The sequence below is a fragment of the Pseudonocardia sp. ICBG162 genome, from assembly GCF_020496225.1.
In the GTDB taxonomy this organism is placed as follows: Bacteria; Actinomycetota; Actinomycetes; order Mycobacteriales; family Pseudonocardiaceae; genus Pseudonocardia; species Pseudonocardia alni.
In genome coordinates this window covers 12,669-39,102 of sequence record NZ_JAHLJD010000005.1, presented here as the reverse complement: position 1 = coordinate 39,102, position 26,434 = coordinate 12,669, and the positions used below count along the sequence as shown (strand labels likewise).

Below are 26,434 nucleotides of genomic sequence, written 5' to 3'. Positions count from 1 at the left end.
GCGGACGTGTCGCACCGGGGGACGGGGGTCAGCGACGGGCCGGGGTGCGGCCGTGCGTGACGGCGCTCCAGGTGTCGATGCCCACCCAGATCGCGCGGAGCATGTTCCCGGTGCGCCGGCCGGCGTCCCGCAGGGTCTCGGGCCAGGACGGCATCGGGGTCTCGTGGGTGGTCATCGGCTACCTCCTCGTGGTGGTCGACTCGGAAGCTGCTCTGTCCGACTCGCACCACGAGAGTAGCCAGTGAGACACCATTGTCTCAATGGTGACCATCGTGTGTCACGCCTCATCCGCTCGGAGCAGCACCGGTGACGGGCCGCAGCAGCCGGGCGCACGCGCGTGACCAGCGCGGGCCACCGCCGCGACGCGGCTCGGTCGCCGCGTCACCGGCGTGGTGCTTTCATGAACATTGCCCGCTTTTCGTCTGGACAACCGGTTCAGCGAGCGCCGTGCGCAGGAGGACCGCTTGTTCAGCATCACCGTCCGGGACCACGTCATGGTGGCGCACAGCCTGCGCGGCGAGGTCTTCGGACCGGCGCAGCAGCGCCACGGCGCGACCTTCCTCGTCGACGCCACCTTCCGGCGCCCCGAGCTGGACCCGGACGGGATCGTCGTCGACATCGGGCTGGCCACCGCGCAGCTCGCGGAGACGCTCGCCGACCTCAACCACCGAGACCTCGACGACCACCCCGAGTTCGCGGGCGTCAACACGACCACCGAGTTCCTGGCCCGGGCGATCGCGGACCGGCTCGCCGACCGCATCGGCGCGGGGAGGCTCGGCGGCAACGCCGGTGGGCTGACCGGCCTGACGGTGACGCTGCACGAGTCGCACGTCGCGTGGGCGAGCTACGAGCGGGACCTGTGACGGCTCCCGCACCGCCCCGCACCACGGGGCGTGCGGTGCACGTCGTCGTCCCCGCCGGGATCGACGACCCGCGCTCCCCGAGCGGCGGGAACCGCTACGACCGCGGTGTCTGCGCCGCGTTCGACCGCCCCGTGCGGGAGATCGCCGTCGCGGGTGGCTGGCCGGACCCGGACCGGGCCGCCCTCGAGCGGCTCGACGCGGCGCTCACGGGCGTCCCGGACGGCGCGTCGGTGCTGCTCGACGGGCTCGTCGCCTGCGCCGCGCCGGGGGTCCTCGCCCGGCACACCGGCCGGGTACGCGCGGTCGTCCTGGTGCACCTGCCACTGGGCGACGAGCACGGGCTCGCCGCGGCGGTCGTCGCGGACCGCCGGGCCCGGGAGCACGCGGCGCTGCACGCGGCGGCCGCCGTCGTCACCACCAGCGAATGGACGGCACGGCGGGTGGTCCGTCTGCACCAGCTGCCCGTCGCCCGCGTGCACGTCGCGTCGCCGGGGGTGGACGCTGCCCCGATGACGTCCGCGCACCCGGCCGGTACCCGGCTGCTCGCGGTCGGGGCGCTCACCCCGACCAAGGGCCACGACCTGCTGGTCGAGGCCCTCGCCCGCGTCGCCGACCGGGAGTGGACGTTGCGCCTGGCCGGGCCGCTCGACCGCGACCCCGCGCACACCGCGGCCGTGCGCGCGGCGGTGGACCGGCACGGCCTGGCCGGGCGGATCACCCTCACCGGCCCGCTGACCGGCCCCGCCCTCGACGCCGCCTACGCCTCCGCGGACCTGCTCGTGCTGCCCTCGCGCACCGAGAGCTACGGGATGGTCGTCACCGAGGCGCTGGCCCGGGCCGTCCCGGTGATCGCCGCTGCGGTCGGCGGGGTGCCCGAGGCGCTCGGCGGCGGTGGGCTGCTCGTCGCCCCCGGCGATCCGGACGCGCTGGCCGGCGCGCTGCGGTCCTGGCTGACCGACCCGGGGACGCGTGCGGACCTGCGCGCCGCCGCCCGGGACCGCCGGGACCGGCTCGACGGCTGGGACGACACCGCCCGGGCCCTCTGCGCGGTGCTGCCGTGAGCGCCGCCGCCGACCGCCGCGCCCCCGTCCCGATCCAGGGTGCGGCGGGCGACCCGGTCTGCCCGCCGGAGTGGCTCGCCCTGCGCGAGCCCGCCGACGCCGACGCCCGCTCGACCGCGCTCGCCGACGCCGTCCGCGACCTCCTGCCGCCGGGCCCGCTGCTGGTGCGCGACCTCGGCTGCGGCACCGGGTCGATGGGCCGCTGGCTCGCCCCGCGCCTCGCCCGGCCCGGTGGACAGCACTGGGTCCTGCACGACCGCGACCCCGTCGTGCTCTCCCACGCCGTCGCGTCGCTGCCCGACGGCGTGACCGGCGAGGCCGGACCCGGTGACCTCACCGGGCTCGGCGCCGACGCGCTGGCCGGGACGTCGCTGATCACCGCGTCCGCACTGCTCGACCTGCTCACCGCCGACGAGATGGACGCCCTGGCCGCCGCCTGCACCGCCGCCGGCTGCCCCGTGCTGGTCACCCTGACCGTGTCCGGCCGGGTCCGGCTGCACCCCGAGGACCCGCTCGACGCCGAGATCGGCGCCGCCTTCGACGACCACCAGCGCCGCGACGAGAACGGCCGACGGATGCTCGGGCCGGACGCCCCCGCCGCCGCGGCGGCCGCGTTCACCCGGCACGGCGCGCGGGTGCGCACCGCCGACTCGCCGTGGCGGCTCGGCCCCGACCGGCCCGCGCTGCTCCGCGAGTGGCTGGCCGGACGGCTCGACGCGGCGTGCGCGCAGCGTCCCGGCCTCGCCGCACACGCCGGCGCCTACCGCGACCGGCGCGAGCGCGCCCTCGACGCGGGAGAGCTCACCGTCTCGGTCGGCCACACCGACCTGCTGGCGGTGCCGGGGGAGCGGTCGTGAGCGGCCGGGTGGGTCCGGCCCTGCGGCTGCTCGCCGGGGTGGGGCTGCTCGCCGTGCTGTTCGTGCAGATCGGGGTCGGGCCGGTGCTGGAGCGCCTGCGCGGCGTCGGGCCGGCGGCGGTCGTCGCCGCGCTGCTGCTCGGCGCGGTGGCGACCGTGCTCAGCGCCTGGCGGTGGCGGATGGTCGCCCGCTCGATCGGGCTCGGCCTGACCCCGGGACGCGCCGTCGCCGACTGCTACGGCGCCACCTTCCTCAACTCGCTGCTGCCCGCCGGGGTGCTCGGCGACGTCCACCGCGCGGTCGGCCACGGGCGCAGCGAGGGGGACCTCGGCGCCGGGGTCCGGGCCGTGGTGTTCGAGCGGGTCGCCGGGCAGCTGGTCGCGGTGGCGGCCGTCGCCGTCGTCCTGGCGCTGCAGCCGGACCTGCTGCGGGTGGCGTCCGGCGCGGTCCCGGGCGGCGCGGTGCTGCCCGTGCTCGCCGTCGTGGCCGCGCTCGGCGGGGCCGGGTGGCTACTGCGCGCCCGCCTCGGACGGGTGTGGGCCGACGCGCGCACCGTGCTGCGCCCGCGCACCGCGGCCGGGCTGGTGCTGACCTCGGCCGGAGCGCTGGCCTGCCACCTCACGGTGTTCGTGCTGGCCGCGCGGGCGGCCGGCGCGACCGCACCGCTCACCGTCCTGCTGCCGTTGCTGCTGGTCGCGCTGCTGGCGATGACGATCCCGCTCACCGTCGGCGGGTGGGGGCCGCGCGAGGCGGCCGCCGCGGCCGGGTTCGCTGCGGTCGGGCTGCCGGCCGCCGAGGGCCTCGCCGCCGCCGTCGCCTACGGGGTGCTGGCGCTCGTCGGAGTCGCGCCGGGCGCGCTCGTGGTGCTGCGGCGCCGCCGCGCGGCCCGGGGGACCGCGCCGTCAGCGCCCGGCGAGCACCCGCAGGTGGCCCGCGAAGGCGACCACGAGCGCGTCGAGCAGGCCCCGGCCCTTCTCGGCGGTGGCGAGCGACGGCCGTCCCACCACACCGGTGGCGGAGTAGGCCGCGAGCCCGGTCGTGAGCAGGTGCGGCCGCTCGTCGGCGACGTGGTCGGCGGTGCGGTACGACGGCCGGACCTGGTCGGGGGCGGTGTGCAGCAGGATCGAGGTCTCCAGCTCCCCGGCGTGCATGTCGGCGGTGTTCGAGGTCTCGCACCCGGCGGCCCGGCGGGCGGCGGTCCAGTCCTCGGAGACGGGGAACAGGGCCATCGGCAGCGGGCCGACGGAGGACTCCTGGACGACGTTGCGCAGCACGTGGTTCCCGCCGTGCGCGTTGACCAGGACCAGCGCGGTGGTGCCCGCGGCGCGCAACGAGGCGGCGACGTCGGCGACGACCGCGACCAGCGTCGTCGCGGAGATGCTCACGGTGCCCGCCCACGCGGCGTGCTCGTGGGAGCAGGAGATCGTCAGGGGCGGCAGGACCCGCACGCGGTGGGCCCGGGCGACCCGGGCGGCGACCGCGGACGCCACGAGGGTGTCGGTGGTCAGGGGCAGGTGCGGTCCGTGCTGCTCGAGGCTCCCGACCGGGAGCAGGGCCACGGCGGCACCCCGCTCCCGGACGTCCTCGGTGGTGTCGACCGGGAGGGGATTCACGCAGGCGAGGCTCTCACGGCCCCGCCCGATCATGGAGGAGCGAGGGTGCACGACGACCGACACGAGTTCGCCGAGTCCCGGTTGACCACACGGCACGGGGAATTCCGCGCCGTCGCCTTCCGCGAGTACGACGGTGGCCCCGAGCACCTCGCGCTGGTGCACGGCGACCCCACGGCGGTGGACGCCCCGCTGGTGCGGATGCACTCCGAGTGCCTCACCGGCGACGTCTTCGGTGCGCGCCGCTGCGAGTGCGGGGCGCAGCTGTCGATCGCCATCGACGCCGTCGTCCGCGCGGGTCGCGGCGTGATCGTCTACCTGCGCGGGCACGAGGGCCGCGGCATCGGCCTGCTCGCGAAGATCCGCACGCACGTGCTGCAGGACGAGGACGGCCTGGACACCGTCGACTCGGCCGTCGCGCTGGGACTGCCGGTCGACGTGCGCGACTTCGGTGCCGCCGCCGTCGTGCTGCGCCACCTCGGGATCGGCCGGGTGCGGCTGCTGTCCAACAGCCCGGCGAAGGTCGAGGCGCTGACCGCGCACGGCATCGTCGTGACCGAGCTGGTGCCGGTGCTGGAGCCCGCCGACGAGCACAACGTGCGCTACCTGACCGCCAAGCGCGACCGGCTCGGGCACGTCCTGCCGCAGGTCGACGCCACGCCGGACACGCCGCGCGGCCACACCGCGACCGGCTACTGAACCCCGTCGTGCGACACCCGCAGGCACAGCGACGGCGGCCCGCCCGCCGCCATCGTGGCGAGCACGGCGGGCAGCTCGTCGAGCGTGCAGTCGCCGCCGATCAGCGCGTCGAACCGGGGGTCGGCGAGCAGCCGCAGCGCCAGCGCCATCCGGTCGCCGTAGCCGCGGCGCGCCCGGCGCGGGGACACCGTGCCGACCTGGCTGGCACGGATGGTGAGCCGGCGGCTGTGGAACGCCCCGCCCAGCGGCAGCGGCACCGAGCGGGTGCCGTACCAGCTGAGCTCGACCACCTCGCCCTCCGGCGCGAGCAGCTCCAGCGAGCGCGCCAGGCCGGCCGGGGTGGCGCTGGCGTGCACGACGAGGTCCCGGTCGCCCTCGGCGTCGTCGGGAGAGGCGAACCCGACGCCGAGCGCCGCGGCGACGGCCGCCCGGTCCGGGTCGGGGTCGACGAGCTGCACCCGCGCGCCGGGCAGCCCGGCCAGGACCGCGGCCACCGACGCCCCGACCATCCCCGCCCCGACGACGGCGATCCGGTCGCCGACCAGCGGGGCGGCGTCCCACACCGCGTTCACGGCGGTCTCGACGGTGCCGGCGAGCACGGCGCGCGCGGCGGGCACGTCGTCGGGGACGACGGTGACCGCGTCGGCGGGCACCACGAACCGGCTCTGGTGCGGGTACAGGCAGAACACGGTCCGCCCGGCGAGCTCCGGCGGGCCCTGCTCGACCTCACCGACGGCCAGGTAGCCGTACTTCACCGGGGCGGGGAAGCCGCCGTCCTGGAACGGGGCGCGCATCCGCTCGTGCTCGGACTCCGGGACCTCGCCGCGGAACACCAGGGTCTCGGTGCCGCGGCTGATCGCGGTGTACCGGGTGCGGACGAGCACCTCGTCCGGGCCGGGGTCGGGCACCGGCACCGTCCGGATCTCGCCGTGCCCCGGCGCGGCCAGCCAGAACGCCCGTGCCTCGTGCCCCACCGCGCCGTCCCCGATCCCGGCGCCCGGCGCGCCGACGGCCCCGACAGTATCCGGACGTATCGGGCGACGGCCCGGTGCGCGGAGGTGGTCTGAGTGGACCGGCCGTACGTGCTGGCGTCGGTCGCGATGTCGCTGGACGGCTACATCGACGACGCCGGCCCGGACACCCTGGTGCTCTCCGACGCCGACGACCTCGACCGCGTGGACGCCGTACGCGCGGGGGTCGACGCGATCCTGGTCGGCGCGGGCACCGTCCGCGCCGACGACCCGCGGCTGCTGGTGCGCTGCGCGCAGCGTCGCGCCGCGCGGGTCGCCGACGGCCGCCCGCCGTCGCCGCGGCGGGTGGTGCTGACCACCGGGGCGTCGCTGGACCCGTCGGCGCGGGTGTTCGCGGGCGGGGACGCCCCGCTGGTGTTCACGGCCGCACCGGCCGCGGCCGCGCTGCGTGAGCGGCTCGGAGGCGCCGCCGAGGTCGTCGCCGCGGGGGACCCGCCGGACCCGCGCGCGGTGCTCGACGACCTGGCCGCCCGCGGCGTGCGGCGGCTGCTGGTCGAAGGGGGCGGCGCCGTGCACACCGCGTTCCTCACCGCCGGGCTGGTCGACGAGCTGCACGTGGTCGTCGCGCCGTTCTTCGTCGGCGACGCCCGGGCCCCGCGCTTCGTGCGCGACGGCCGGTTCCCGCAGTGCCCGCAGCGCGGCATGGCGCTGGTCGAGGCCCGCCCGATGGGCGACCTGGTGCTGCTGCGCTACCGCACGTCCTGAGTCGCCGGTCAGGAGAACGCGGCCAGGAACCGGTCCCGGAACCCGGCCATCGGCCACGACGGCGCGTCCGGCGGCGGGAGCAGCCCGGGCGTCCAGCCCCAGCCGTCGATCCGGTCCAGCACCCCGGCGTCGCGGGTGATCACCGAGATCGGGACGTCGGAGCCCGCGCCGGGCCCGGACACCGTCGCGCCGGGCTCGTGGTCGCCCAGCAGCAGGACGACGAGGTCCCGGTCGTCGCCGCGGCGGTCGGCGACCCAGCCGGTGGCGCTGCGCAGCGCGTACTCCAGCGAGGTGAGGTAGTCCGCGCGCAGCGTCGCCCGGTCCAGGGAGAAGATCGTGTCGTAGGCCTGCTGACCGCCGGCGTACGGGCCGTAGACCGCGCCGTCGCCGATCCGGGCCGGGTCCAGCAGCGGCGGCACCGGCGACCACGGCGCGTGGCTGGAGGTCAGCACCACGGTGCCGAGCAGCGGTCCCCGGCCGGGGCGGTCGAGCTCGAGCCGGGAGAACGCGTCGAGGGTGTACTGGTCGGGCATCGGCGACCAGCTGAACGGCGGGCCCGCGTAGCCGAGGTCGGCACCGGCGTGCACCCGCTGGTGGCCGAAGAAGGCGGCCTCGGGCCACTCCCGCGTCGTCGCCGGGGTGACGACGGCGGTCTCCCACCCGGCGTCGCGGAACGCGCGCGGCAGGGTCAGCCGGTCCGACGCGGTGAGCCGGTCGTGCGCGCCCTGGCCCGCGATCGGGACCCCGGAGAACAGTGTCGCGTGGGCGAGCCAGCTGCCGCCGCCGTTGACCGGCGCGGTGAGCACGCCGCTGCGTGCGCCGTACCCGGCCGCAGCGAGGCGGGCGTCGGCCCCGGCGAGCACCGGGCGGATCCGCGGCGCCATCTCCGGGGCGTGCTGGGCGTTGCGGCCGTAGCTCTCGACAAAGACGATGACGACGTCCGTGCCGCGCAGCGCCGTGAGCAGCGACTCCGGGGGACGGCCGGCCCACGCGTCGCGGGCGAGGGACTCGGTGAGCTCCCGGCGCTCGGCCAGCGTCCGCGGGATCTGCCCGGCGCGGTGGGCGACCTCGGCGACGCCGTCGGCGGCGGCCACCGGCACCCCGGGGACGAGCCGGGCGTCGGCGAGGGTGCCCACCAGCAGCCAGGCCGCGGCCAGCAGCGCGGCGGTCCCGACGGTGGCCCGCCGGTGCCGGGCCGCGAGCCGCCCGAGCCGGGCCGCCGCGGCGGCCGTCGCCACGACCAGCCCCACCGCGACGACGGCGGCGAGCACGGCGACCGCGGTCCCGGCCGCACCGGCGGCGCCGCGCAGGAACTCGTGCGCGTTGCCCAGCAGCGACCAGTCGGACACGGCGTCGAACCGGCGGCCCTGGAAGGTGAGGAAGCCGATGTCGGCGAGCTTGAGCAGCCCGACGACGCCGAGCAGCGCCCCGGCGAGGGCGGCGGCGACCCGCCGGACCCGCCCGGGCAGCAGTGCGAGCACCGCCGCGCCGAGGACCGCCTCGATCGGCAGCCGCAGCAGCCCGGCCGGGTCGAGGGCGGCCGGGTCGGCGGGCAGCACCAGGACCCCGCCGACGAGCGCGGCGCACAGCGCGGTGAGCAGCGCGGCCCCGGCCCGGCGGGCGTGGAACGGGTGCCGGTCGGCGGCCCGCCACAGCTGCACCACCGACACCCCGAACGACCACACCAGCGAGGCCAGCGCGACCCCGACCGCGGTGAGCGCGACGACGGTGGGCAGCACCCCGGCCGCGGTCACGACCAGCACGATCCCCTGCAGCGCGGCGACGACCTTCGCCGAGTAGCGCGGCGGCAGGGCACCGCGCAGCCACGGCGCGACCCGCCCGGCGGCGACGAAGGCGTAGCGCAGCAGGCCCAGCGCGGTGACCCACCAGTGGCCGGTCGTCGCGGCGACGTGGACCGACAGCACCATCAGCAGGAACGCGTCGGTCTCCATGTCGAACCGGGCGCCCAGCGCGGTCGCCGTGCCGGTGCGGCGCGCGACCGGGCCGTCGACGCCGTCGAGGGCGAGCGCGACGGCGGTGAGCGTCACCAGCGCGACGGTCCCGGCGCCGTCCAGGCCGACCAGGGCGACGACGGCCACGGCGAGCGCGCCGCGGGCCAGCGTGACCACCCCGGCCGGGCCGAGCGTCCGCTCCCCGGCGCGGCGCGCGGCCCGCAGCAGCAGCGCCGCGGCGACGACGCCGGTGACGGCCGCGGTGGTGACCCGCAGGGCGCCCGCCCCGGTCGTCGGCACGAGCGCGGCGAGGACGGCGGCGAGCAGCGCCGCGCCCGCCGCGACCTGCGGGGCGACGGGGGCGGTGGCGGCGGTGCCGCGGGACGGGCGGAACATCAGGCGCTCCAGCATGCCCGACTTGTCCGGTGATCTTCCCCGGTGGTGGGTCAGTCCGGCAGGTGGCGGGCGTAGACGTCGCCCGAGCGGCCCAGCGGGCGGCGCCGGTCGAGCAGGGCGCGCAGTGCGGCGGCGTCCACCCAGCGGTCCCCGGCCGAGACGTCCCAGGTCATCGTCTCGACGGGGGAGTAGCGGTAGACGTACCGGCCGAGGGCCTCGATGCGGTCCAGCGAGTCCAGGGTGGCGTCGTGCGCGGCGGGCAGGTACTCCACCGAGAGTGCGGGCAGCGGACGGGACAGCCCGTCGAGGACGTCGGCCTCGAAGCCCTCCACGTCGATCTTGCAGAAGGCCGGGACGCCGTGCTCGGCGATGAGCGCGTCGAGGGTGCCGACCGGCACCTCGATCGAGGAGTCCCAGGTCACCCGGGCGAACCCGGCGTCGTCGGCGACGGTGTCGCGCCAGCGCTGCGACAGCGTCGAGACGGTGGGGGTGGCGCGGGAGACCCCGAGGCGGGCGGTGCCCGCCGCGGCGCCGAGGGCGAGGGGGAGGACGGTCACGGCGTCGTCGCGGCCGAAGAACAGGCGCAGCAGCCGGGTGAAGTCCGGCTGCGGCTCGACGGCGACCACCCGCGCGCCCAGGGCCCGCCAGGCACGCACCCGGTTGCCGGCGTGCGCGCCGACGTCGAAGGCGAGGTCGCCGGGGCGCAGGAACGCGGAGTAGAAGCGGCGCATCCGGCGCTGCCGGCCCGGGATCCCGTGGTAGGTCGCGAGGGAGCGGGCGATGCCGGAGGCGCGGGTCAGCACACCCCGAGCGTAGTGGGCGAAAGGGAGGAACCGGGCGTGTGAGTCAGGGGGTGGCGGGGCTGCGGTCGGCGGTCTCCACGACCCCGGCCAGCAGCGTCCGCTCGGTGACCCCGATGATCTCCTGCCGGGCGAGCCTGCCGTCGTGCGCGGCGAGCACCGCCCGGGTCAGCAGGGCGTAGAGCGCCTCGGTCATCCACGTCGCGGACTGGGTCACGCAGAAGGCCCCGCTCCGCTGCCCGCGCTGGAACAGCTCGACGAGCAGGGTGTCCATCTCGGCGTAGCGGGCCAGGACCTCGTCGCTGGACTGGATGCGCTCGGCGAGCACCCACAGGTCCACCGAGGGCAGCAGCCCGACGATGACCCGGTGCACCGCCTCGATCGGGTCGCCCTCGTCGGTCCGGGCCTCCCGGATCGCGGCGATCCCGCGCTCCACGCCCATCTCGCTGAGCTCGGAGAGCAGGGCCTCCCGGCCGTCGACGAGCCGGTGCAGGGTCGCCCGGCTGATGCCGGCGCCGGTCGCGATCTCCGACATCGACGCGGCCGGGTTCTGCACGAGCACGGTCGCGGCCGCGAGGAGCACGTCGTTCCGCTCGATGGCCACGCCGGAGACGGTAGACCTCCCGGCGTCAGACCATCGCAGCCGTTCCGACCTGCGGATTCGCCCCGAAGAAGCGGACCATCGCGTCGACGTGCCCGGCGAACGGCGGGCAGTGGACGCCGAGCCCGCCGAGCATCGCCGTCGTCGCGTCGGTGTCGTAGTGCGACGGGTGGGTCAGGTACTCCAGCGTGCTCGACGGGACCTGGAACAGCCGTCCGACGCCGGGTACGTGGTCGATGGAGAACGCGGCGAGCCCGACCGGCATCGGCACCACGCGCAGCTGCTTGCCGAGCCGGTCGGCGAATACCTCGCACATCTCGGTCACCGTCGGCGGGGCCGGCTGGGCCAGCGCGAACGTCCGGTTCACCGCCGGGCCGTGCCCGGCCAGCGCGGCGATCCCGTCGACGACGTAGTCCGAGGGCACCAGGTTGAACCGGGTCCGCGACGCGGCGCGGGGGAGCGGCGCGAACGCCGTCCGGCCCTGCCGGGCCAGCAGCTGGAGCAGGTAGTACGGGCCGTCGAACTTCTGCGTCGCGCCGGTCACCGAGTCCCCGACGACGACCGACGGCCGGTAGACCGACACCGGCAGGCCGGCGTCGCGGGCCTTCGCCACGACGCGCTCGGCCTCGTGCTTGGTGTGGTCGTAGTGGTTGGCGAAGGGCTGGCCGAGCTCCAGGTCGGTCTCGGAGAAGATGCCGTCGTAGCGGCCCGAGACGTAGCAGGTCGACACGTACTGCAGCCGGACCAGCTGCGACGCGGCCTCGGCGAACCGCACGACGTGCCGGGTGCCCTCGACGTTCACCCGCCAGGCGACGTCCGCCGGCACCGAGAGGTCGTAGACCGCGGCCAGGTGGAAGATCTCCAGCGGCCCGCCGAGCAGGCGCTCGCGCTCGGCCTGCTCCAGCCCCAGCCCGTCGACGGTGATGTCCCCGACGACGAGGTCGGTGCGCCCGGCGATCTCCGGCGCCTCGCGCTCGATCCGGGCCAGCGTCGTGCGGGCCTGGTCGAGGAACTTGGCCTGCACCAGTGCGACCGCGCGCGCGTCGGGTGCGCGGCGCAGCGTCCGCGGCAGCAGGGCCGACCCGAGGAACCCCGGGAACCCGGTGAACAGCACGACACCCACGGGTGCACCGCCTCTCGCGCGGCGTCCGTGCCGCATCGTCGCTCGTCGGGACGGTATCCGGTACCGGTCGTACCGGCCGGGTGGGTGTGACCTAGATCAGCGTCGACGCGTGGTCGGGCACGTCGCGCTGCACCTCGCGCGGCGGGCGCTCGTAGCCCGTCGACGGCTTCCGGTCCGGCAGCGTCAGCACCTGTCGCGCCACCGGCTCCCAGGGGATCGACCCGAGCAGGTGGTGGATCATGTTGATCCGCGCGTTGCGCTTCTGTTCGGCCTCGACGATCCACCACGGCGCGTGCTCGGTGTCGGTGTGGATCAGCATGTCGTCGCGGGCGCGGGAGTAGTCGTCCCAGCGGGTCATCGACTCGAGGTCCATCGGCGAGAGCTTCCACTGCTTGAGCGGGTTCTCCAGCCGCTCGGCGAACCGCCGCGCCTGCTCCTCGGCGCTCACCGAGAACCAGTACTTGCGCAGGTGGATGCCGTCCTCGACGAGCATGTTCTCGAACACCGGCGCCTGACGCAGGAAGCGGCGGTACTCGGTCTCGGTGCAGAACCCCATCACCCGCTCGACGCCGGCGCGGTTGTACCAGGACCGGTCCATCAGCACGATCTCGCCGGCCGCGGGCAGCTGCTCGACGTAGCGCTGGAAGTACCACTGGCCCTTCTGGCGCTCGGTCGGCGCGGGCAGCGCGACGATCCGGGTGAACCGCGGGTTGAGGTACTGGGTGACCCGCTGGATCGCCCCGCCCTTGCCCGCGGCGTCGCGTCCCTCGAAGACCACGACCACCCGGGCGCCCGACGCCCGGACCCACTCCTGCATCTGCAGCAGCTCGCCCTGCAGGCGGAGCAGCTCGGCGTCGTAGACCTTGCGCGGCAGCTTCGGGGTGCTCAGCGGCACAGCCAACCAGAAGGCGGGGTGACGTGGCGGACAACGCGGTGGGCTGGCGCGTCGCCTATTTACTCGTCTAACGTGTTAATTCGCGACGACGACGCCGCCTCCCTGTCCCACCACTCCCCGGAGGAGGCACCCGATGCGTGCCGTCACCACTCGTCCCGCCTTCGCGCTCGCCGCACTGGCCGTCGGCGCCTTCGCCATCGGCACCGGCGAGTTCGTGATCATGGGCCTGCTGCCCGACGTCGCCGGCGGGCTCGCCGTCGACATCCCCGACGCCGGCCGGCTGATCTCGGCGTACGCGATCGGCGTCGTCGTGGGGGCCCCGCTGCTGGTCGCGGCGGCGAACCGGTTCCCGCGCAAGCACGTCCTCATCGGACTCATGGCCGGCTACGCCGCGTTCAACGTGCTGTCCGCCGTCGTGCCCGGCTACCTGCCGGTGCTCGCCGCCCGGTTCCTCGCCGGGCTGCCGCACGGCGCCTTCTTCGGTATCGGCGCCGTCGTCGCGGGCGGGCTCGTCAGCGCCGACCGCAGGGCCCGGGCGATGGCGACGATGTTCGCCGGACTGACCCTGGCCAACGTCGCGGGCGTCCCGGTCGGGACCCTGCTCGGGCAGCAGCTCGGGTGGCGGCCGGTGTTCGGCGTCGTCGGGGTGATCGCCGCGGTCGCCGCGGTGGCCGTCGCCGCCTGCGTCCCCGACGTCCGCGACGCCACCCCGGTGCGCCTGCGCGCCGAGCTGCGCGCCCTCACCCACCGTCCGGTGTGGACGGCGCTGCTGGTGGCGACCGTCGGCGGGGCCGCGCTGTTCAGCACCTACAGCTACATCACCCCGATGCTGGTCGAGGTCGCCGGGTTCACCCCGACCGAGGTCACGCTGCTGCTCGCGCTGTTCGGCGTCGGCATGACCGTCGGGAACCTGGTCGGCGCCCGCCTGGCCGACATCGCGACCATGCCGACGATCTACGGCGCACTCGTCGCCGACGCCGTCGTCGCGCTGCTGTTCGTGCCGGCCCTGCAGAACCAGGCGACCGCGGTCGTCGCCCTGTTCGCCTTCGCCGTGACGACGTTCGCGCTGGTCCCGGCCGTGCAGCTGCGGATCATCAGCGGCGCCGGCGACGCGCCGAACCTGGCCTCGGCGGCCAACCAGGCCGCGTTCAACGTCGCCAACGCGATCGGGGCCGCCCTGGGCGGCACGGTGATCGCGGCCGGCTACGGCTACGCCTCGCCGAACGTCGTCGCGGCCGGGCTGGCCGTGGTCGGGCTGGTCGTCGCGGTGCTGGCCGGGCGTGGGGACCGGACGGCGGCGTCCCGGGCGCGCGAGGTCGCCGCGGTCTGAGCGGCCGTCGGTACCGCCGCGGTCCGGGCGGCTCGCGGTACCGCCGCGGTCCGGGCCGCTCCGCGTGCTGCCGCGGTGCTCACGGCAGCGCCAGGCCGAGCCGCGCGGCGGTGCCTGCGGCCTCGGCGGCGAGCGCGTCGGCCTCGGCCCGGTCCCCGGCGTCGCCGCGGCGGCGCAGCGCCGCCGCCAGCCGGGCACGGGCGAGGCAGGCGTGCGGCAGCAGGCCGGCGGCCGCGTCCGCCGCCACCGCGGCGCGCAGGTGGTCCACGGCGTCGCCGGTGCGACCCCGCGCGCCGGCGATCACGCCGAGCACGCCGTGCACCGAGCCCTCGGTCCACGCGACCCCGGCCCCGGCGGCCACGTGCAGCTCCGCCCACGGGGACAGCGCGGCGTAGGCGTGGTCGGCGGCCCGGTCGTCGCCCAGCGCCGCGGCCAGCCCGCCGCTCGTGGCGTGGAACAGCACCTCCATGAACGGTCGCAGCGCGACGGTCTCGGGGCGGGGGAGCTGCTCGTACAGGGCGGCGGCCTCCTCGGCGTCGCCGTGCCGGGCCTGCCACAGCGCGGTGAGCATCGTCAGCAGCCGCGGCGGGGGCTGCTGCCGCTCGATCGCGGGCAGCCGCGGGTCCAGCGGGTCCCCGGTCAGCATCGCGATGCTGGTGCGCAGCGCGTGCGCCGGGTACTCCGCCGCCGGATGGTGTCCGCGCTCGGCGAGCCGGATCGCCTCGTCGGCGGCGGCCCGGGCCTCGGTGAACCGGCCGCGGGCGCTGAGCAGGCAGGCGCGGTTGCGGACCAGGTGCCAGTGCGGCAGCGGGCGGCGCATCCGGGCGACGACGGGTTCGAGCAGGTCCAGCTCGGCCTCGGCGTCGGCGGTCCGGCCGAGCTGGACGAGCGCGTCGAACCGCCACAGCCGCCCCCACAGCTCCGCGGAGTCGCCGAGCCCGTCGGCCAGGGCGGTCATCCGGTCGCCCAGGTCGAGCCGCGGCCGGGTCCCGGCCGGTCCGGAGCGGGCCAGCTGCAGCGCCCGCAGCGCGATGGCGCAGGCCGCCGGGTCGCCGACCCTCTCGCCCATGGCCAGCGCCGCCGTCCCGGTCGCGACGACGCGGTCGGGGCCCGCGCGGTCGTCGTCCCAGGCCGAGGCGGCCGCGAGCTGCGCGGTGAGCCGGGCCCGCAGCGGGGAGTCGGCGTCCGGGAGCCCGGCCAGCGCGGTCCGGCACCAGCGACGGCTGGTGGCGAGCCACCCGGCGTCGCCGACCTCGGGGAGCAGGGTCGCGGCCCGGCCCAGCAGCTCCGGGTCGTCGAGGTGCGCGGCCAGGGCCGCCGCGTCCTCGCAGCTCCGCACGGCCCCGGCGACGTCGTGCCCCAGGTACTGGGCACGGGCCCGGTCGAGCAGCAGCGCCGCCCGCTCCGGCGGCCCACCGGGCCCGGCGGCGAGCGCCCGCTCCAGCAGGGCGGCGGCCTCCTCGAAGGCGAACCGGTGCAGCGCCAGGTCGGCGGCCGCGGTGGCGGCCCGGACCGCGGCCGCCCGGTCGCCGAGCGGGAGTGCCGCCAGCCGGTGGTGGGCGAGCGCCGCCCCGTCGCCGCCGGTCGCGTCCAGGTGCTCCGCGGCCCGCAGGTGGATGCGGGCCCGGGTGCCGCGGGCGGCCTGCAGCACCACCGCGTCGCGGACGATCTCGTGGGCGAAGTGGTGGTCGGGCGCCAGGAGCCCGGCGGCGACGGCGTCGTCGAGCCGGTCGAGCACGTCCACCACGGCCGTGCCGGTCACGGCGGCGACGAGGTCGGCGTCGACACCGCCGCCCAGCACGGCCGCCGCGACGAGGACCTCCCGGACCGGTGCGGAGTGGACCGCGAGCCGCCCGGCGACGACGTCCCGGACGGCGGCCGGGAGCTCCTGCGCGGCGCTGTCCGGGACGCGGGCCAGCTCGCGGACGAACAACGGATTGCCGCCGGTGCGCCGGACCACGGCGGCCACGGTCGCCTCGTCGGGTGCGCGCCCCGACTCGCGCCGGAGCAGCACGGCCACGGCGTCGGCGGGCAGCCCGGCCGGTGCGATCCGCACGGTCGCGGGCGCCCGCAGCAGCGCGGCCCTGGCCGCGGCCCGGTCGTCGTCGAGCGCACCGTCGGTCAGGCTCACGACGACCAGCAGCGGACACCGCCGGTCGGTCCGGGCCACGTGCCCGAGCAGCATCAGCGACGCCGGGTCGGCGAGGTGCAGGTCGTCGAGCAGCAGCACCAGCCCGGGGCCGGCGTCCGCGGCGTCGGCGACGAGGGCCGCGACGTGCTCGAACAGCCCGAGCCGCTCGTCCGGCCCGGACGGGGCCGGGCCCGGCGGCGGGGGTGTCCCGCCCAGCTCCGGCAGGACGCGGGCGACCGGCTCCGGGGCACCGGCGAGCACCGGGCCCGCGACCGCCGGGCCGACCTCCCGGGCCCACCGCTCCAGCGCCCGGCGCCACGGCCCGAACACGGGCGCGCCGCCCCCCGCGACCGCGCGGCCGGTCGCGGCCGGTATACCCCGGGCGGCGGCGAGCACGCCCGCGGCCTCCAGCAGCCGGGTGCGCCCGATCCCCGGTCCGCCCTCGACCAGCACCACCGCGGGCTCCCCGGCCAGGGCGCGGTCGAGCGCCCCGGCGAGGACGGCCAGCTCGGCGTCGCGGCCCACCAGGCCGGTGTCGGGGGCGGGCGCGACGGCCGCGCCGGCCCGCCCGGCCGGTGCCGGAGGGGGCGCGGGGGCCGGGAGCAGGTCCGGGTCCTGGCGCAGCAGCCGCAGCTCCAGCCGGGTCGTCGCGGCGGTGGGGTCCACACCCAGCTCGTCGGCCAGGGTGCGGCGCAGCCCGGCCAGCTCGGCCAGCGCGTCGGCCTGGCGTCCCGCCCGGTAGAGCCCGACGGCGAGCATCCCGCGCAGCGGCTCGTGGAGCGGGTGCCGGGCCGCCAGCTCGACCAGCTCCGCCGGGACCGGCGCCCCGTCCCCCGACGCCTGTTCCGCGGCGAGGCGCGCCACCGTCAGCTCCACCCGGCGGCCGTCGAGCCGGTCGGCCTCGGCGCGCGCGAACGGCAGCGACCGCAGGTCCGACAGTGCCGGTCCGCGCCAGCAGCCGAGCGCCTCGCCCGCCGCGGCCCGGGCCGTCGCGTGGTCCCCGGCACGGGCGGCGGCGTCGGCCCGCTCCGCGGCCGCGGTCATGGCGCGCAGGTCGGGCACGTCGGCGTCGACCCGGTACCCGCCACCGGCCCGGACGACGGCCGCACCCGCCGGACCGAGCGTGCGCCGCAGCCGGGACACCACCACGCGCAGCCGCTCGACGGTGCCCTCGTCGTCGTCCCACAGGTCGGCGGCCAGCATCCCGTCCGGGACGACGACGCCGCGGGCGAGCGCGAGCCGCACGAGCAGACCCCGCTCCAGCGGGCGCCGGACCACGACGGCGGTGTCGCCGTCGCCGATCTCCACCGGGCCCAGGACCCGCAGCCGCAGGTGACCGACCACCCGACCAGCATGCACCGCCCCGGACCGCGGTGACAGGTCCGTGCAAGCCCGGTGCAACACCGGCGGCCGAGTCTTCCCCCGTCGCCGCCGGAGAGCCCGGCGGGACGCACCGGGAGGACACGGACATGACCATCACCCACCCCGCCCAGATCCACGACGCGTTCGAGACGGCCGTCAACGCCGGCGACGTCGACGCCCTGCTCGCCCTCTACGACACCGAGCGCGGCGTCGTCGTCGAGTTCGACGGCAGCGAGACCACCGGCCCGGACGCGCTGCGCACGTCCTTCGAGGCCATGACCGCGACCATCCGCCGGCTGGAGGGGACCGACCGCAAGCTCGTCGTCGCCGACGACGTGGCGCTGACCTCCGCGAGCTGGACCGCCGAGATCGTCCTGCCGGACGGCTCGGTGGTCACGCAGCAGGGCACGACCGCCGAGGTCTCCCGCCGCCGCCCCGACGGCAGCTGGGCCGTCGTCATCGACGACCCGCTGTTCGTCTGACCGGAACCGGACCGACCACCCCGAGGAGGGACCCCATGGGCCCGACCACCACGACCCCGGACGGGGCCGTCGACACCCGCGACATGGTCGTCGTGCACGCCGCGCTGCTGCGGGAGATCCGCTGGGCGCCCGCCGCGGTCGCCCGGGCCACGCCCGGCCCGGCCCGGCGGCGCGCCCGCACCGCCCGGCACCTGCGGCTCGTCCTGGACATGCTGGGCCACCACCACGACGGCGAGGACCGGCTGCTCCTGCCGCTGCTGCGCGAGCGGGCCCCGCGCGACGCGCTGCGCACCGTCGAGGCCCGCGAGCACGAGCACGCCGGCATCGAGGACCGTCTCGCCCGCGTCGAGCAGGCACGGGGCCGCTGGCGTGCCGGCGACGACGACGCGGCGCCGGCCCTCGCCGCCGGGCTGGAGGCCCTGCACGACGAGCTCGCCCCCCACCTGCGGGCCGAGGAACGCGAGGTCCTCCCGCTGGCCGGGCAGTACCTGAGCGGGTCCGAGTGGCGGGCGATCGGGGACGCGGGCGTCGCCGCCGTGCCGTCGTCGCAGCTGGTCACGGTGTTCGGGATGCTGATGCACGACGCCGACCCCGAGGTGGTGCGGGGGATGCTGGCGCACGCGCCGGGGCCGGCGCGGCTGCTGCTGCCGCGGATCGCGCCACGGGCCTACGCGCGCCGTCGCCGCGCCGTGCACGGTCCGGAGCGGTCGTGAACGCCGGGGAGCACCGGCACGACCGTCGTTGCTACTGGGACGTGCAGGCCTGCCGGTGGCGCTGCCCGGGGCCTAGTGACCGGCGCGACGCAGCGCCTCCCCGAACACCTCGGTGATGGCGGCGTAGCCGCGGTCGTTGGGGTGGAACCGGTCGGAGGCGAGCTTGCCGCGCCAGTGCCGCGTCCGCGGGTCCCGCAGCTCGGCCAGCACCAGCCCGCGGCGCCGCACGGCGTCGTCGATCAGGCCGTTGACCTGCACCGCCGCGGCGAAGGTGCCCGGCTGGTTGCCGACGACCGTGCCGCGCGGGAGCCGGTCGAGCAGGGCCGCGTACCGGCTCCCGACGCCCTCCTGGTGCTTGGGCTGCATCAGGTCGTTCGACCCGATCAGGCACAGCAGCAGGTCCGGGTGCAGCCGCAGCGCCGCCGGCAGCTGCGCGTCGAGGACGTCGTCGACGCGGGCGCCGTACTGGGACAGGTTGACCGTGCGCCAGCCCGGCAGCAGCGGGACCAGCTGCCCGAACCAGCCGCACTCCGGGGCCGACGCGCCGACGCCCTGGGCCATCGAGTCGCCCAGCGCGACGCACAGCGGCCCGGTCCGGGCGAGCTCGGTGCGGTTGCGCTGCTCCCAGTACGCGGCGTAGGGCTCGATCTGCTGCTGCACCCGGCGGATCGCGGGCACGAACCGGGACACCGCGGTGATCACCCGGCCCGGCGGGCGCCCGGTCCGGTTGGAGAAGCCGAGATCGCCCGCGTCGGTCACGTCCTCAGTGAAGCAGAGATCGTCATCGCACCGTCGTCTCCCCGTGCGCGATCCGCGCGGTCAGCGGGGTGTCGGGGAACGACCGCAGGCTCCGCTTGAGCTCGGCGAACCCGGGCCAGGTGGCGAGGGTGTACGTCGCCTCCCACAGCCGCAGCGCGTCCTCGCCGAACGGCACGGAGTCGATCACCGGCCCGAACAGGGCCGGCCCGTCCGGCGGGGAGAACGACAGGATCGGGGTACCGACGTCGTCGCCGCACCGCCGCCGGGCCTCCGCCACGTTCGCGGCGAGGCCCTCGTCGAGGTCGGTGCCCGTCGCGGCGTCGGCCAGGGCAGGGTCCAGGCCGAGGTCCTCCAGCACCGGACGCAGGTCCCGCTGCTGCGCCATGACGCGCATGACCGGGTCGAAGCCCTCGCCGTCGGGTGCGGGGGAGTCCCACACCAGCTCGCCGAACCGGGTGTAGAGGTCCCCGACGACCCCGGGACCCGCCACCGCCTCGGCCGCGGCGATCACCCGCAGCATCTCCAGGCCGCGGAGGTGGGAGTCCGGGTAGGACTCCGAGACCTTCCGCCGCTCCTCGTAGGAGATGCCCTCGTTCAGCATCGCCAGCGGCAACGGGCGCCAGTGCACCGCCAGCTCGCGACGACGGCCCACCTCCACCACCCAGCGGGACGTGACCCAGCAGAACGGGCAGATCGGGTCGAAGAAGAACTCGAGTTCGTCGCTCATCCCACCCGGGTACCCGGTCGGGGTGCCGGCAGTGCCGCGCAGGCGCGACGGGGCCCGACCCGCGACGGACCGCTCCGGACCACACGACCCGGCGTGCGTCGGCGCTCCCAGGGAGATCGACCTACGGTGGGTCCATGACGACCGTGGCACTGCTGGGAACCGGGATCATGGGCGCCGGGATGGGGCACAACATCCTCGCGGCCGGGCTGGACCTGCGGGTCTGGAACCGGACCGCGGCGAAGGCGCAGCCGCTCGCGGACGCGGGCGCGGCCCTGCACACCGATCCGGCCGACGCCGTGCGCGGCGCCGACGTGGTCGTGACGATGCTGGGGGACGCCGACGACGTCACCGCCGTCCTCGAGCAGGCCGCCGGCGGTCTCGCGCCGGGCCAGGTGTGGCTGCAGACGACCACCGTCGGCGTCGAACCGTTCGACGGGCTCCGCGCGATCGCCGGGCGCCACGGCCTGACCCTGCTCGACGCGCCGGTGCTCGGCACCCGAGCGCCCGCCGAGTCCGGGCAGCTCGTCGTGTTCGTCGCCGGCGACCCCGCGGCACGTCCGGTCGTCGACCCGGTGCTCGACGCCGTCGGCAGGCAGACCGTCTGGGTCGCCGAGGACAACACGACCGCCCAGGCGAGCCGGCTCAAGCTCGTCGCCAACAGCTGGGTGCTGGCGATCACCGCGGCGACCGGGGAGTCGGTCGCGCTGGCCCAGGGACTCGGCGTGGACCCGCAGGCCTTCCTCGACGCCGTCGCCGGCGGTCCGCTGGACCTGCCCTACCTGCAGAACAAGGCGAAGGCGATCCTCGACGACGACTTCACGCCCAGCTTCACCGTCGACAACGCGGCCAAGGACGCGGGCCTGATCGTCGCCGCGGCGGAGGCCTCGGGCACCCGGCTCGACGTCGCGCCCGCGGTGCGGGACCGGCTGCGGCGGGCGTCGGAGCGCGGGCACGGCGGCGACGACATGGCCGCCGCCTACAAGGCGTCCTGATCGCCGGGCGCTGATCACCACCCGCTGATCAGGGCCTGCTCAGGTTCCTCTCAGAGCCGTCGGCGAGACTGGCGCCCATGCGCATTCTGGTGGTCGACGACGACAAGGCGGTCCGGGACTCGCTGCGTCGTTCGCTGGCCTTCAACGGCTACCAGGTCGACCTCGCCGAGGACGGCCAGGTCGCGCTGGACAAGATGCTCACCGACCGGCCCGACGCGCTCGTCCTGGACGTGATGATGCCGCGCGTCGACGGGCTGGAGGTGTGCCGGCGGTTGCGCAGCGCCGGTGACGCGCTCCCGATCCTCGTGCTCACCGCCCGCGACGCGGTGTCCGACCGGGTCGCCGGGCTCGACGCCGGCGCCGACGACTACCTGCCCAAGCCGTTCGCGCTGGAGGAGCTGCTCGCCCGGCTGCGGGCGCTGCTGCGCCGCCGCACCCCCGACGCCGACGGCGACGCGGGCACCAGCCCCGCGCTCACCTTCGGCGACCTGTCGCTGGACCCCGACACCCGCGAGGTGTCCCGGGGCGGACGGCCGATCAGCCTCACCCGCACCGAGTTCTCCCTGCTGGAACTGTTGCTCGCGCACCCGCGCCGGGTGCTGACCCGCGCCCAGATCCTCGAGCAGGTGTGGGGCTACGACTTCCCGACCAGCGGCAACGCCCTGGAGGTCTACGTCGGCTACCTGCGCCGCAAGACCGAGGCCGAGGGCGAGCCCCGGCTGATCCACACCGTGCGCGGGGTCGGCTACGTCCTGCGGGACACCCCGCCGTGACCCAGCTGCTCCCGCCCGACGAGGAGCGGGCCGAGCGCTGGTGGCGCCGCGGGCCCGCGGCCGAGCCGGACCGCGAGCGGTTCACGCTGCGCGCCCGGATCGGGGTGCTCGCCGCACTCGTCGCCGCCGCGATGGTGCTGCTCGTGTCCGCCGCCGCGTTCCTCGTCGTGCGCCAGAACCTCACCAGCTCGCTGGACGAGACGCTGCGCCAGCGTGCCTACGCCGCGGCGCAGAGCGACCTGATCGACCCGCGGCTGCTCGCTGCGCTCCCGCCCGACGTGCTCGGCGCGGCCGACCTGCACATCGCGCTCGTCTACTCCTCGGGCGTCGCGACCTCGGCGGACGAGTCGTCACGGCCGCCGCTGGGCGAGCCGGAGATCGAGGTCGCCCAGGGCGGGCCGACCCAGCCGGGCCGCACCGCCGAGCTCGACGGCGTGCCGTACCGGATCGTCGCGGTCCGGGCCGGGGACGGCCGCGCGCTGGTGCTGGCCCAGCGGCTCGACACGATGACCCGGGTGGTGACCCGGATGGGCACCGCGCTGCCGATCGTCGGGCTGGGTGGGGTCGTGCTGGCCGCGCTCGCCGGGGTCGCCGTCGCCCGGACCGGGCTGCGGCCGGTGCTGCGGCTGACCGCGGCGACCGAACGCGTCGCCAAGACCGGTGACCTGCGCCCGATCCCCATCTCCGGGTCCGACGAGCTCGCCCGGCTCACCCAGTCGTTCAACACGATGCTCGGCGCGCTGGCCGCGTCGCGGGAACAGCAGCGCCGGCTCGTCGCCGACGCCGGGCACGAGCTGCGCACCCCGCTGACCTCGCTGCGCACCAACCTGGAGCTGCTCGCCTCCGCCGACCGGCCGGACACCCCCGACCTGCCCGCCCAGGACCGCACCGAGCTGCTCGACGACGTCCGCGCCCAGGTCGAGGAGCTGTCCCACCTCGTCGGGGACCTCGTCGAGCTCGCCCGCGACGACGCCCCGACCATGACCAGCGAGGCACTGGAGCTCACCGAGATCGTCGACCGCGCCCTGGACCGGGTGAAGCGACGCGCGGGGGAGGTCGAGTTCGACGTCCACCGCACCCCGTGGATCCTCGACGGCGACGCCAGCGCCCTCGAACGGGCCGTGCTGAACCTGCTCGACAACGCCGTGAAGTGGAGCCCGCCCGGCGGCGCGGTGCGGCTGTCGATGGTGCCGATCTCGCCGGAGTGGCTGGTCATCGAGGTGGCGGACGCGGGTGACGGGATCGCCGCGGAGGACCTGCCGCACGTGTTCGACCGCTTCTACCGGGCCGACACCTCGCGGACCATGCCCGGCTCCGGGCTGGGGCTGTCGATCGTCGCGCAGGCGGCGGCACGGCACGGCGGAGAGGTGCGGGCCGGGCGCGCCCCGGAGGGCGGTGCGCTGCTCTCGATGGCCCTGCCGGGCCGGTACGTGGCGGAGTCGGACAGCCCATAGCCTGGTGTGACACGACGTGACACAGCGGTGACACGACGGACGGAGACGACGGACGGTGGACGCATGACCCAGGACAACCCGCCCGACGAGCCGACCCGCACCGGAGCGGGGACGTCCGGCGGGGCCTCCGGGGACGCGGCCGGCCGCGAGGGCGGGCCCTCCGCCACCGCGGGAGCGGCCGGGTCCTCCGGCGACGCCGCCCCGGAGCAGGACGGGCCACGGTCGTCGTCGGGGTCCTCCGCCGACGGGTCCGCGTCGGACGGGGTCACCGACGCTCCGGCCACCGGCTCGCCGGGCGCCGCCGGGGACGGCGCCGGAGCGGGCCCGGCCGGCGATGCCGCCGCGGCCGGCGCGGGCGGCGAGCCCGCGACGACCCCCGCGACCGCCGACGGCGACGCGTCCACCCGGTCCGGCACGACCGCCGCGACGACCGCGGCCGGCGCGTCCCCCGCCACCCCGGCGGACGAGGACGCCGCCCCGCACCACGACCACGACCCCGACACCGAGGCCGTCTCCACCCAGGACCCGCCCACCGACCGCTGGGCCGTGCCCGCCAACCCGTGGGCCCGCCCCGGCTCCACCGCCGCCGACGCGCCCGTCGCGGGCTCCGACGGCGCCACGCCCGACGCGGCCACCCCGGACACCCCGACCGACACGACGCCGGTGCCGGCGGACGGCACCCGGGAGCTCCCGGCGCACCCGGACGCGACCGGCGCGGCCGCCCCCGGCGAGCCCGCCCCGCCCCCGTGGGCGGTCGGCGCGCCGCCCGCACCGCGGCGTCCGCCCGGCCGCGGCCGCCGGGGTGTCGTCCTGGTCGCGGCCGGGCTGCTCGTCGCGCTGGTCGCGGGCGCCCTCGGCGGCCTGATCGGCGCGCGCCTCGCGGGCGGGTCGGGGGGCACGGCGCCGTCCGGCTCGGTCGAGGCCGTCGCCGAGAAGGTGCTGCCCGCCGTCGTGCAGATCCGCGTCGACGGCGGCGCGGGCAACGTCGGTGACCGCGGCGAGGGCTCCGGCATGATCGTCGGCAACGACGGCCTGATCCTCACCAACAACCACGTCGTCGCCCCGGCGGCCCAGGGCGGCACGCTGCGCGTGGTCCTGCAGGACGGCCGCACCGCCATCGGGACGATCGTCGGGCAGGACCCGCAGTCCGACATCGCGCTCGTGCGCACGGACCTGCCGGGCCTGAGCACGGTCGAGCTCGGCGACTCCGACCGCGTCCGGGTCGGTCAGCAGGTCACCGCGTTCGGGTCGCCGCTCCGGCTCGGCGGGTCGGTCACCACCGGCATCGTCTCGGCCGTCGACCGGGCCGTCGGCATCCCCGCCGAGTCGGGTGCACCCGGGTCGAGCGACACCGTGCTGAACGCGATCCAGACCGACGCCGCGATCAACCCCGGGAACTCCGGGGGTCCGCTGGTGGACTCCGACGGCCGGGTCGTCGGCATCAACTCCGCCATCGCGACGGCCGGGCCGGGCGGCGGCTCGATCGGCGTCGGCTTCTCCATCCCGATCAACCAGGCCCGCCGGATCGCCGACCAGCTGCGCGGCGGCGGCAAGGCCACGCACGCCGTGCTCGGCGTGACCGTCGGCAACGACCCGCAGCTGCGCGGCGCGGTGATCCAGGAGGTCACCCCGGACGGCGCGGCCGCGAAGGCCGGGCTGCGCCTGCAGGAGATCGTCGCCCGGCTCGGCGACCAGCGGATCACCACCGGCACCGACCTGCAGGCCGCGGTGCGGTCGCAGCCGCCGGGCAGCGTCGTCCAGTTGGAGGTCGTCGACGCCGGCGGGGCGACCCGGACCGTCGAGGTGACACTGGGCGAGCAGTGAGGGCCTGCCCGGGTGCAGTCCGTCCGACCGGACGGGGCCGGGTGGGTGGCACGCACCGCACGTCGTTGACGGGTGAAGAACCGGCGTGATGGGGTGTCCCCGTATCCGGTGGTGCCCCACCGAATGCGCCCGGAGCGTCGTGTCGGTGCCGGTCCCCCTCCCCGCACCGCCACGGCCTCCCCGGGGCCGCGCCCCGGCCGACGCTAGGGTGACCGCCATGGAGATGTCGGGTCCGCAGATCGGCCGTGCCCTCGTGGTGATCGTCGACGACCGGGTCAGTGCGGGTGAGCGGTCCGACGGCACCGGGCCGCTGGTCACCGAGCTGCTGGAGGAGGCCCACTTCCTCGTCGACGGCGTGGTCTCGGCCCCCGGCGACGTGGTGGCCATCCGCAGCGCGCTGAACACCGCCGTGATCGGCGGCGTCGACCTGGTGGTGACCGTCGGCGGCACGGGCGTGTCGCCCCGCGACGTCACGCCGGACGCCACCACCGGTGTCCTCGACCGGCCGGTGCCGGGGATCGCCGAGGCCATCCGCGCCTCCGGCCTCGCCGCCGGTGCGGTCGACGCCGGGGTGTCCCGTGGGGTCGTCGGCGTCTCGGGCAGCACGCTTGTGGTCAACCTGGCCGCCTCCCGCGCCGCCGTCCGCGACGGCATGGCGACGCTGACCCCGCTCGTCCCGCACGTCATCTCGGAGCTGTCCGGCCTCGACGACTGACCGGCCCCACGGGCTGGTCGCACCACGCGAACGGGCCCCGGCGGAAGCCGGGGCCCGTTCGTCGTGTGCGGGTCAGTTCGCCGGGGGCACCGGCGGGACGCCGCCGTCGTCCTTGCGCTCCGGCGGCACCGGCGGCACGGCCGGCGGCTGCTGCGACGCGGCCGGGTTGCCCTCCGGCTTCAGCGCGTCACCCCCGGGCGGGGCGGGCGGCACCGGCGGGACGGCGCCGCCGTGCGTGCCGGCGCCCGGAGCGGCCGGGTCGGTGTGCCCGAGTGCGCCCTCGACCTTCCCCTTCACCCCGTCGATCTGCTCGGAGTACTTGCCGCCGGTGGCCTGGTCGACCTTCTCGGCGGCCTTCTCGACGAGCGGGCCCGCCTTCTCCTTGGCCTTCTCCAGGTGCGGGCCGGCCTGCTCCATCGCCTTGTCCAGGTGCGGCTTCGCCTTCTCGATCGCGTTCTCGGCCGCCTCGCGTGCCTTGTCCAGGAACCCCATGAGCGGTCCACCTCTCCTGTCGTCGCCCGGGTGCCCGGGCGGATGCGTACGGCTGACCCCATGGTGTCACCCGGACGCGTCGTCGTG

The 26,434-nt window shown here is 76.9% G+C and carries 25 protein-coding genes and 1 pseudogene; 14 read left to right on the top strand and 12 right to left on the bottom strand.

Going from position 1 to position 26,434, the window contains the following annotated elements:
* Positions 1-28 precede the first annotated feature (28 nt).
* Complete coding sequence (locus KPL60_RS00535) at positions 29-175, bottom strand: hypothetical protein (protein WP_179761111.1); 147 nt, start codon at positions 173-175, stop codon at positions 29-31.
* A 289-nt stretch (positions 176-464) separates the two neighbouring features.
* Between KPL60_RS00535 and KPL60_RS00530 the strand changes: the two genes are divergently transcribed.
* The 4 genes and pseudogenes from KPL60_RS00530 to KPL60_RS00515 all read left to right on the top strand — a co-directional run.
* Complete coding sequence (locus KPL60_RS00530) at positions 465-863, top strand: 6-carboxytetrahydropterin synthase (RefSeq protein WP_226356635.1); 399 nt, start codon at positions 465-467, stop codon at positions 861-863.
* Positions 860-1,924 carry a glycosyltransferase family 4 protein gene (locus tag KPL60_RS00525; protein WP_226364525.1) on the top strand — a complete coding sequence of 355 codons (1,065 nt, stop codon included), beginning with the start codon at positions 860-862 and terminating at the stop codon, positions 1,922-1,924. The genes KPL60_RS00530 and KPL60_RS00525 overlap by 4 nt, the downstream gene beginning before the upstream one ends.
* Positions 1,925-1,956: 32 nt before the next feature.
* Positions 1,957-2,781 carry an SAM-dependent methyltransferase gene (locus KPL60_RS00520; RefSeq protein WP_226364757.1) on the top strand — a complete coding sequence of 275 codons (825 nt, stop codon included), beginning with the start codon at positions 1,957-1,959 and terminating at the stop codon, positions 2,779-2,781.
* Positions 2,778-3,623 (top strand): annotated as a pseudogene (locus tag KPL60_RS00515) (lysylphosphatidylglycerol synthase transmembrane domain-containing protein); the annotation flags it as partial. The gene KPL60_RS00520 and the pseudogene KPL60_RS00515, both read left to right, overlap by 4 nt.
* 60 nt (positions 3,624-3,683) lie before the next feature.
* Here the strand turns inward: KPL60_RS00515 and KPL60_RS00510 are convergent.
* Complete coding sequence (locus KPL60_RS00510; RefSeq protein WP_226356637.1) at positions 3,684-4,427, bottom strand: creatininase family protein; 744 nt, start codon at positions 4,425-4,427, stop codon at positions 3,684-3,686.
* A gap of 12 nt (positions 4,428-4,439) precedes the next feature.
* Between KPL60_RS00510 and KPL60_RS00505 the strand changes: the two genes are divergently transcribed.
* On the top strand, positions 4,440-5,090 hold the full coding sequence (locus KPL60_RS00505; protein ID WP_226364756.1) for a GTP cyclohydrolase II: 651 nt from the start codon (positions 4,440-4,442) through the stop codon (positions 5,088-5,090).
* On the opposite strand, the gene KPL60_RS00500 is transcribed toward KPL60_RS00505, so the two are convergent.
* Positions 5,084-6,064, bottom strand: a complete 981-nt coding sequence (locus tag KPL60_RS00500) for a zinc-binding alcohol dehydrogenase (RefSeq protein ID WP_226364524.1) — start codon at positions 6,062-6,064, stop codon at positions 5,084-5,086. The two genes, KPL60_RS00505 and KPL60_RS00500, sit on opposite strands and share 7 nt — an antisense overlap.
* A gap of 93 nt (positions 6,065-6,157) precedes the next feature.
* Between KPL60_RS00500 and KPL60_RS00495 the strand changes: the two genes are divergently transcribed.
* Positions 6,158-6,826 (top strand): dihydrofolate reductase family protein, encoded by a 669-nt coding sequence (locus tag KPL60_RS00495; RefSeq protein ID WP_226364523.1) that lies wholly within the window; start codon positions 6,158-6,160, stop codon positions 6,824-6,826.
* A gap of 8 nt (positions 6,827-6,834) precedes the next feature.
* On the opposite strand, the gene KPL60_RS00490 is transcribed toward KPL60_RS00495, so the two are convergent.
* The 5 genes from KPL60_RS00490 to ppk2 all read right to left on the bottom strand — a co-directional run bounded on the left by KPL60_RS00490 (position 6,835) and on the right by ppk2 (position 12,587).
* Entirely contained in the window at positions 6,835-9,189 is a 2,355-nt protein-coding gene (locus KPL60_RS00490; RefSeq protein ID WP_226364522.1) for a CDP-alcohol phosphatidyltransferase family protein, read from the bottom strand.
* Between the two features lie 35 nt (positions 9,190-9,224).
* Positions 9,225-9,977: an FkbM family methyltransferase gene (locus KPL60_RS00485; RefSeq protein ID WP_226364521.1), complete on the bottom strand. Its 753-nt coding sequence runs from the start codon at positions 9,975-9,977 to the stop codon at positions 9,225-9,227.
* 43 nt (positions 9,978-10,020) lie between these two features.
* A complete protein-coding gene (locus KPL60_RS00480; RefSeq protein WP_226355110.1) occupies positions 10,021-10,578 on the bottom strand; it encodes a TetR/AcrR family transcriptional regulator in 558 nt (185 codons plus the stop codon).
* Between the two features lie 25 nt (positions 10,579-10,603).
* A complete protein-coding gene (locus tag KPL60_RS00475; RefSeq protein ID WP_226355111.1) occupies positions 10,604-11,698 on the bottom strand; it encodes an SDR family oxidoreductase in 1,095 nt (364 codons plus the stop codon).
* Between the two features lie 91 nt (positions 11,699-11,789).
* Positions 11,790-12,587 (bottom strand): polyphosphate kinase 2, encoded by a 798-nt coding sequence (gene ppk2 / locus KPL60_RS00470; protein WP_161151226.1) that lies wholly within the window; start codon positions 12,585-12,587, stop codon positions 11,790-11,792.
* A 139-nt stretch (positions 12,588-12,726) separates the two neighbouring features.
* Between ppk2 and KPL60_RS00465 the strand changes: the two genes are divergently transcribed.
* Complete coding sequence (locus tag KPL60_RS00465; protein ID WP_226355112.1) at positions 12,727-13,923, top strand: MFS transporter; 1,197 nt, start codon at positions 12,727-12,729, stop codon at positions 13,921-13,923.
* A 79-nt stretch (positions 13,924-14,002) separates the two neighbouring features.
* Here KPL60_RS00465 and KPL60_RS00460 read toward each other — a convergent pair whose 3' ends face one another.
* Positions 14,003-17,398 (bottom strand): BTAD domain-containing putative transcriptional regulator, encoded by a 3,396-nt coding sequence (locus KPL60_RS00460; protein ID WP_226364520.1) that lies wholly within the window; start codon positions 17,396-17,398, stop codon positions 14,003-14,005.
* Positions 17,399-17,523: 125 nt separating this feature from the next.
* Between KPL60_RS00460 and KPL60_RS00455 the strand changes: the two genes are divergently transcribed.
* Together KPL60_RS00455 and KPL60_RS00450 are read left to right on the top strand one after the other, a co-directional pair.
* Positions 17,524-17,898: a nuclear transport factor 2 family protein gene (locus KPL60_RS00455; protein WP_226355114.1), complete on the top strand. Its 375-nt coding sequence runs from the start codon at positions 17,524-17,526 to the stop codon at positions 17,896-17,898.
* A 35-nt stretch (positions 17,899-17,933) separates the two neighbouring features.
* A complete protein-coding gene (locus KPL60_RS00450) occupies positions 17,934-18,611 on the top strand; it encodes a hemerythrin domain-containing protein (protein ID WP_226364519.1) in 678 nt (225 codons plus the stop codon).
* A 72-nt stretch (positions 18,612-18,683) separates the two neighbouring features.
* Here KPL60_RS00450 and KPL60_RS00445 read toward each other — a convergent pair whose 3' ends face one another.
* The gene (locus KPL60_RS00445) at positions 18,684-19,370 is read right to left on the bottom strand and encodes an SGNH/GDSL hydrolase family protein (RefSeq protein ID WP_226364518.1); all 687 of its coding nucleotides are present in this window, start codon (positions 19,368-19,370) and stop codon (positions 18,684-18,686) included.
* Between the two features lie 22 nt (positions 19,371-19,392).
* Entirely contained in the window at positions 19,393-20,097 is a 705-nt protein-coding gene (locus KPL60_RS00440; protein ID WP_226364517.1) for a DsbA family protein, read from the bottom strand.
* Between the two features lie 134 nt (positions 20,098-20,231).
* Here KPL60_RS00440 and KPL60_RS00435 point away from each other — a divergent pair, with 134 nt between their 5' ends.
* The 5 genes from KPL60_RS00435 (at position 20,232) to KPL60_RS00415 (ending at position 25,855) form a co-directional block, all read left to right on the top strand.
* On the top strand, positions 20,232-21,089 hold the full coding sequence (locus tag KPL60_RS00435) for an NAD(P)-dependent oxidoreductase (protein WP_226364516.1): 858 nt from the start codon (positions 20,232-20,234) through the stop codon (positions 21,087-21,089).
* Between the two features lie 77 nt (positions 21,090-21,166).
* Positions 21,167-21,862: a response regulator transcription factor gene (locus KPL60_RS00430; RefSeq protein WP_062400160.1), complete on the top strand. Its 696-nt coding sequence runs from the start codon at positions 21,167-21,169 to the stop codon at positions 21,860-21,862.
* Between the two features lie 5 nt (positions 21,863-21,867).
* Complete coding sequence (locus KPL60_RS00425; protein WP_255655128.1) at positions 21,868-23,316, top strand: HAMP domain-containing sensor histidine kinase; 1,449 nt, start codon at positions 21,868-21,870, stop codon at positions 23,314-23,316.
* Positions 23,317-23,379: 63 nt separating this feature from the next.
* A complete protein-coding gene (locus KPL60_RS00420) occupies positions 23,380-25,140 on the top strand; it encodes a S1C family serine protease (protein ID WP_226364514.1) in 1,761 nt (586 codons plus the stop codon).
* A 223-nt stretch (positions 25,141-25,363) separates the two neighbouring features.
* Positions 25,364-25,855 (top strand): molybdenum cofactor biosynthesis protein B, encoded by a 492-nt coding sequence (locus KPL60_RS00415; protein ID WP_373324192.1) that lies wholly within the window; start codon positions 25,364-25,366, stop codon positions 25,853-25,855.
* A 72-nt stretch (positions 25,856-25,927) separates the two neighbouring features.
* Here the strand turns inward: KPL60_RS00415 and KPL60_RS00410 are convergent, their stop codons facing one another.
* Entirely contained in the window at positions 25,928-26,347 is a 420-nt protein-coding gene (locus KPL60_RS00410; RefSeq protein WP_226355120.1) for an antitoxin, read from the bottom strand.
* Positions 26,348-26,434: the final 87 nt, after the last annotated feature.

Excerpts from the sequence above, each read along its gene's own strand:
- KPL60_RS00535 (WP_179761111.1), bottom strand. The coding sequence starts at position 175 with ATGACCACCCACGAGACCCCGATGCCGTCCTGGCCCGAGACCCTGCGG.
- KPL60_RS00510 (WP_226356637.1), bottom strand. The coding sequence starts at position 4,427 with ATGATCGGGCGGGGCCGTGAGAGCCTCGCCTGCGTGAATCCCCTCCCG.
- KPL60_RS00490 (WP_226364522.1), bottom strand. The coding sequence starts at position 9,189 with ATGCTGGAGCGCCTGATGTTCCGCCCGTCCCGCGGCACCGCCGCCACC.
- KPL60_RS00465 (WP_226355112.1), top strand. The coding sequence starts at position 12,727 with ATGCGTGCCGTCACCACTCGTCCCGCCTTCGCGCTCGCCGCACTGGCC.
- KPL60_RS00455 (WP_226355114.1), top strand. The coding sequence starts at position 17,524 with ATGACCATCACCCACCCCGCCCAGATCCACGACGCGTTCGAGACGGCC.
- KPL60_RS00450 (WP_226364519.1), top strand. The coding sequence starts at position 17,934 with ATGGGCCCGACCACCACGACCCCGGACGGGGCCGTCGACACCCGCGAC.
- KPL60_RS00440 (WP_226364517.1), bottom strand. The coding sequence starts at position 20,097 with ATGAGCGACGAACTCGAGTTCTTCTTCGACCCGATCTGCCCGTTCTGC.
- KPL60_RS00435 (WP_226364516.1), top strand. The coding sequence starts at position 20,232 with ATGACGACCGTGGCACTGCTGGGAACCGGGATCATGGGCGCCGGGATG.
- KPL60_RS00430 (WP_062400160.1), top strand. The coding sequence starts at position 21,167 with ATGCGCATTCTGGTGGTCGACGACGACAAGGCGGTCCGGGACTCGCTG.
- KPL60_RS00420 (WP_226364514.1), top strand. The coding sequence starts at position 23,380 with ATGACCCAGGACAACCCGCCCGACGAGCCGACCCGCACCGGAGCGGGG.
- KPL60_RS00415 (WP_373324192.1), top strand. The coding sequence starts at position 25,364 with ATGTCGGGTCCGCAGATCGGCCGTGCCCTCGTGGTGATCGTCGACGAC.
- KPL60_RS00410 (WP_226355120.1), bottom strand. The coding sequence starts at position 26,347 with ATGGGGTTCCTGGACAAGGCACGCGAGGCGGCCGAGAACGCGATCGAG.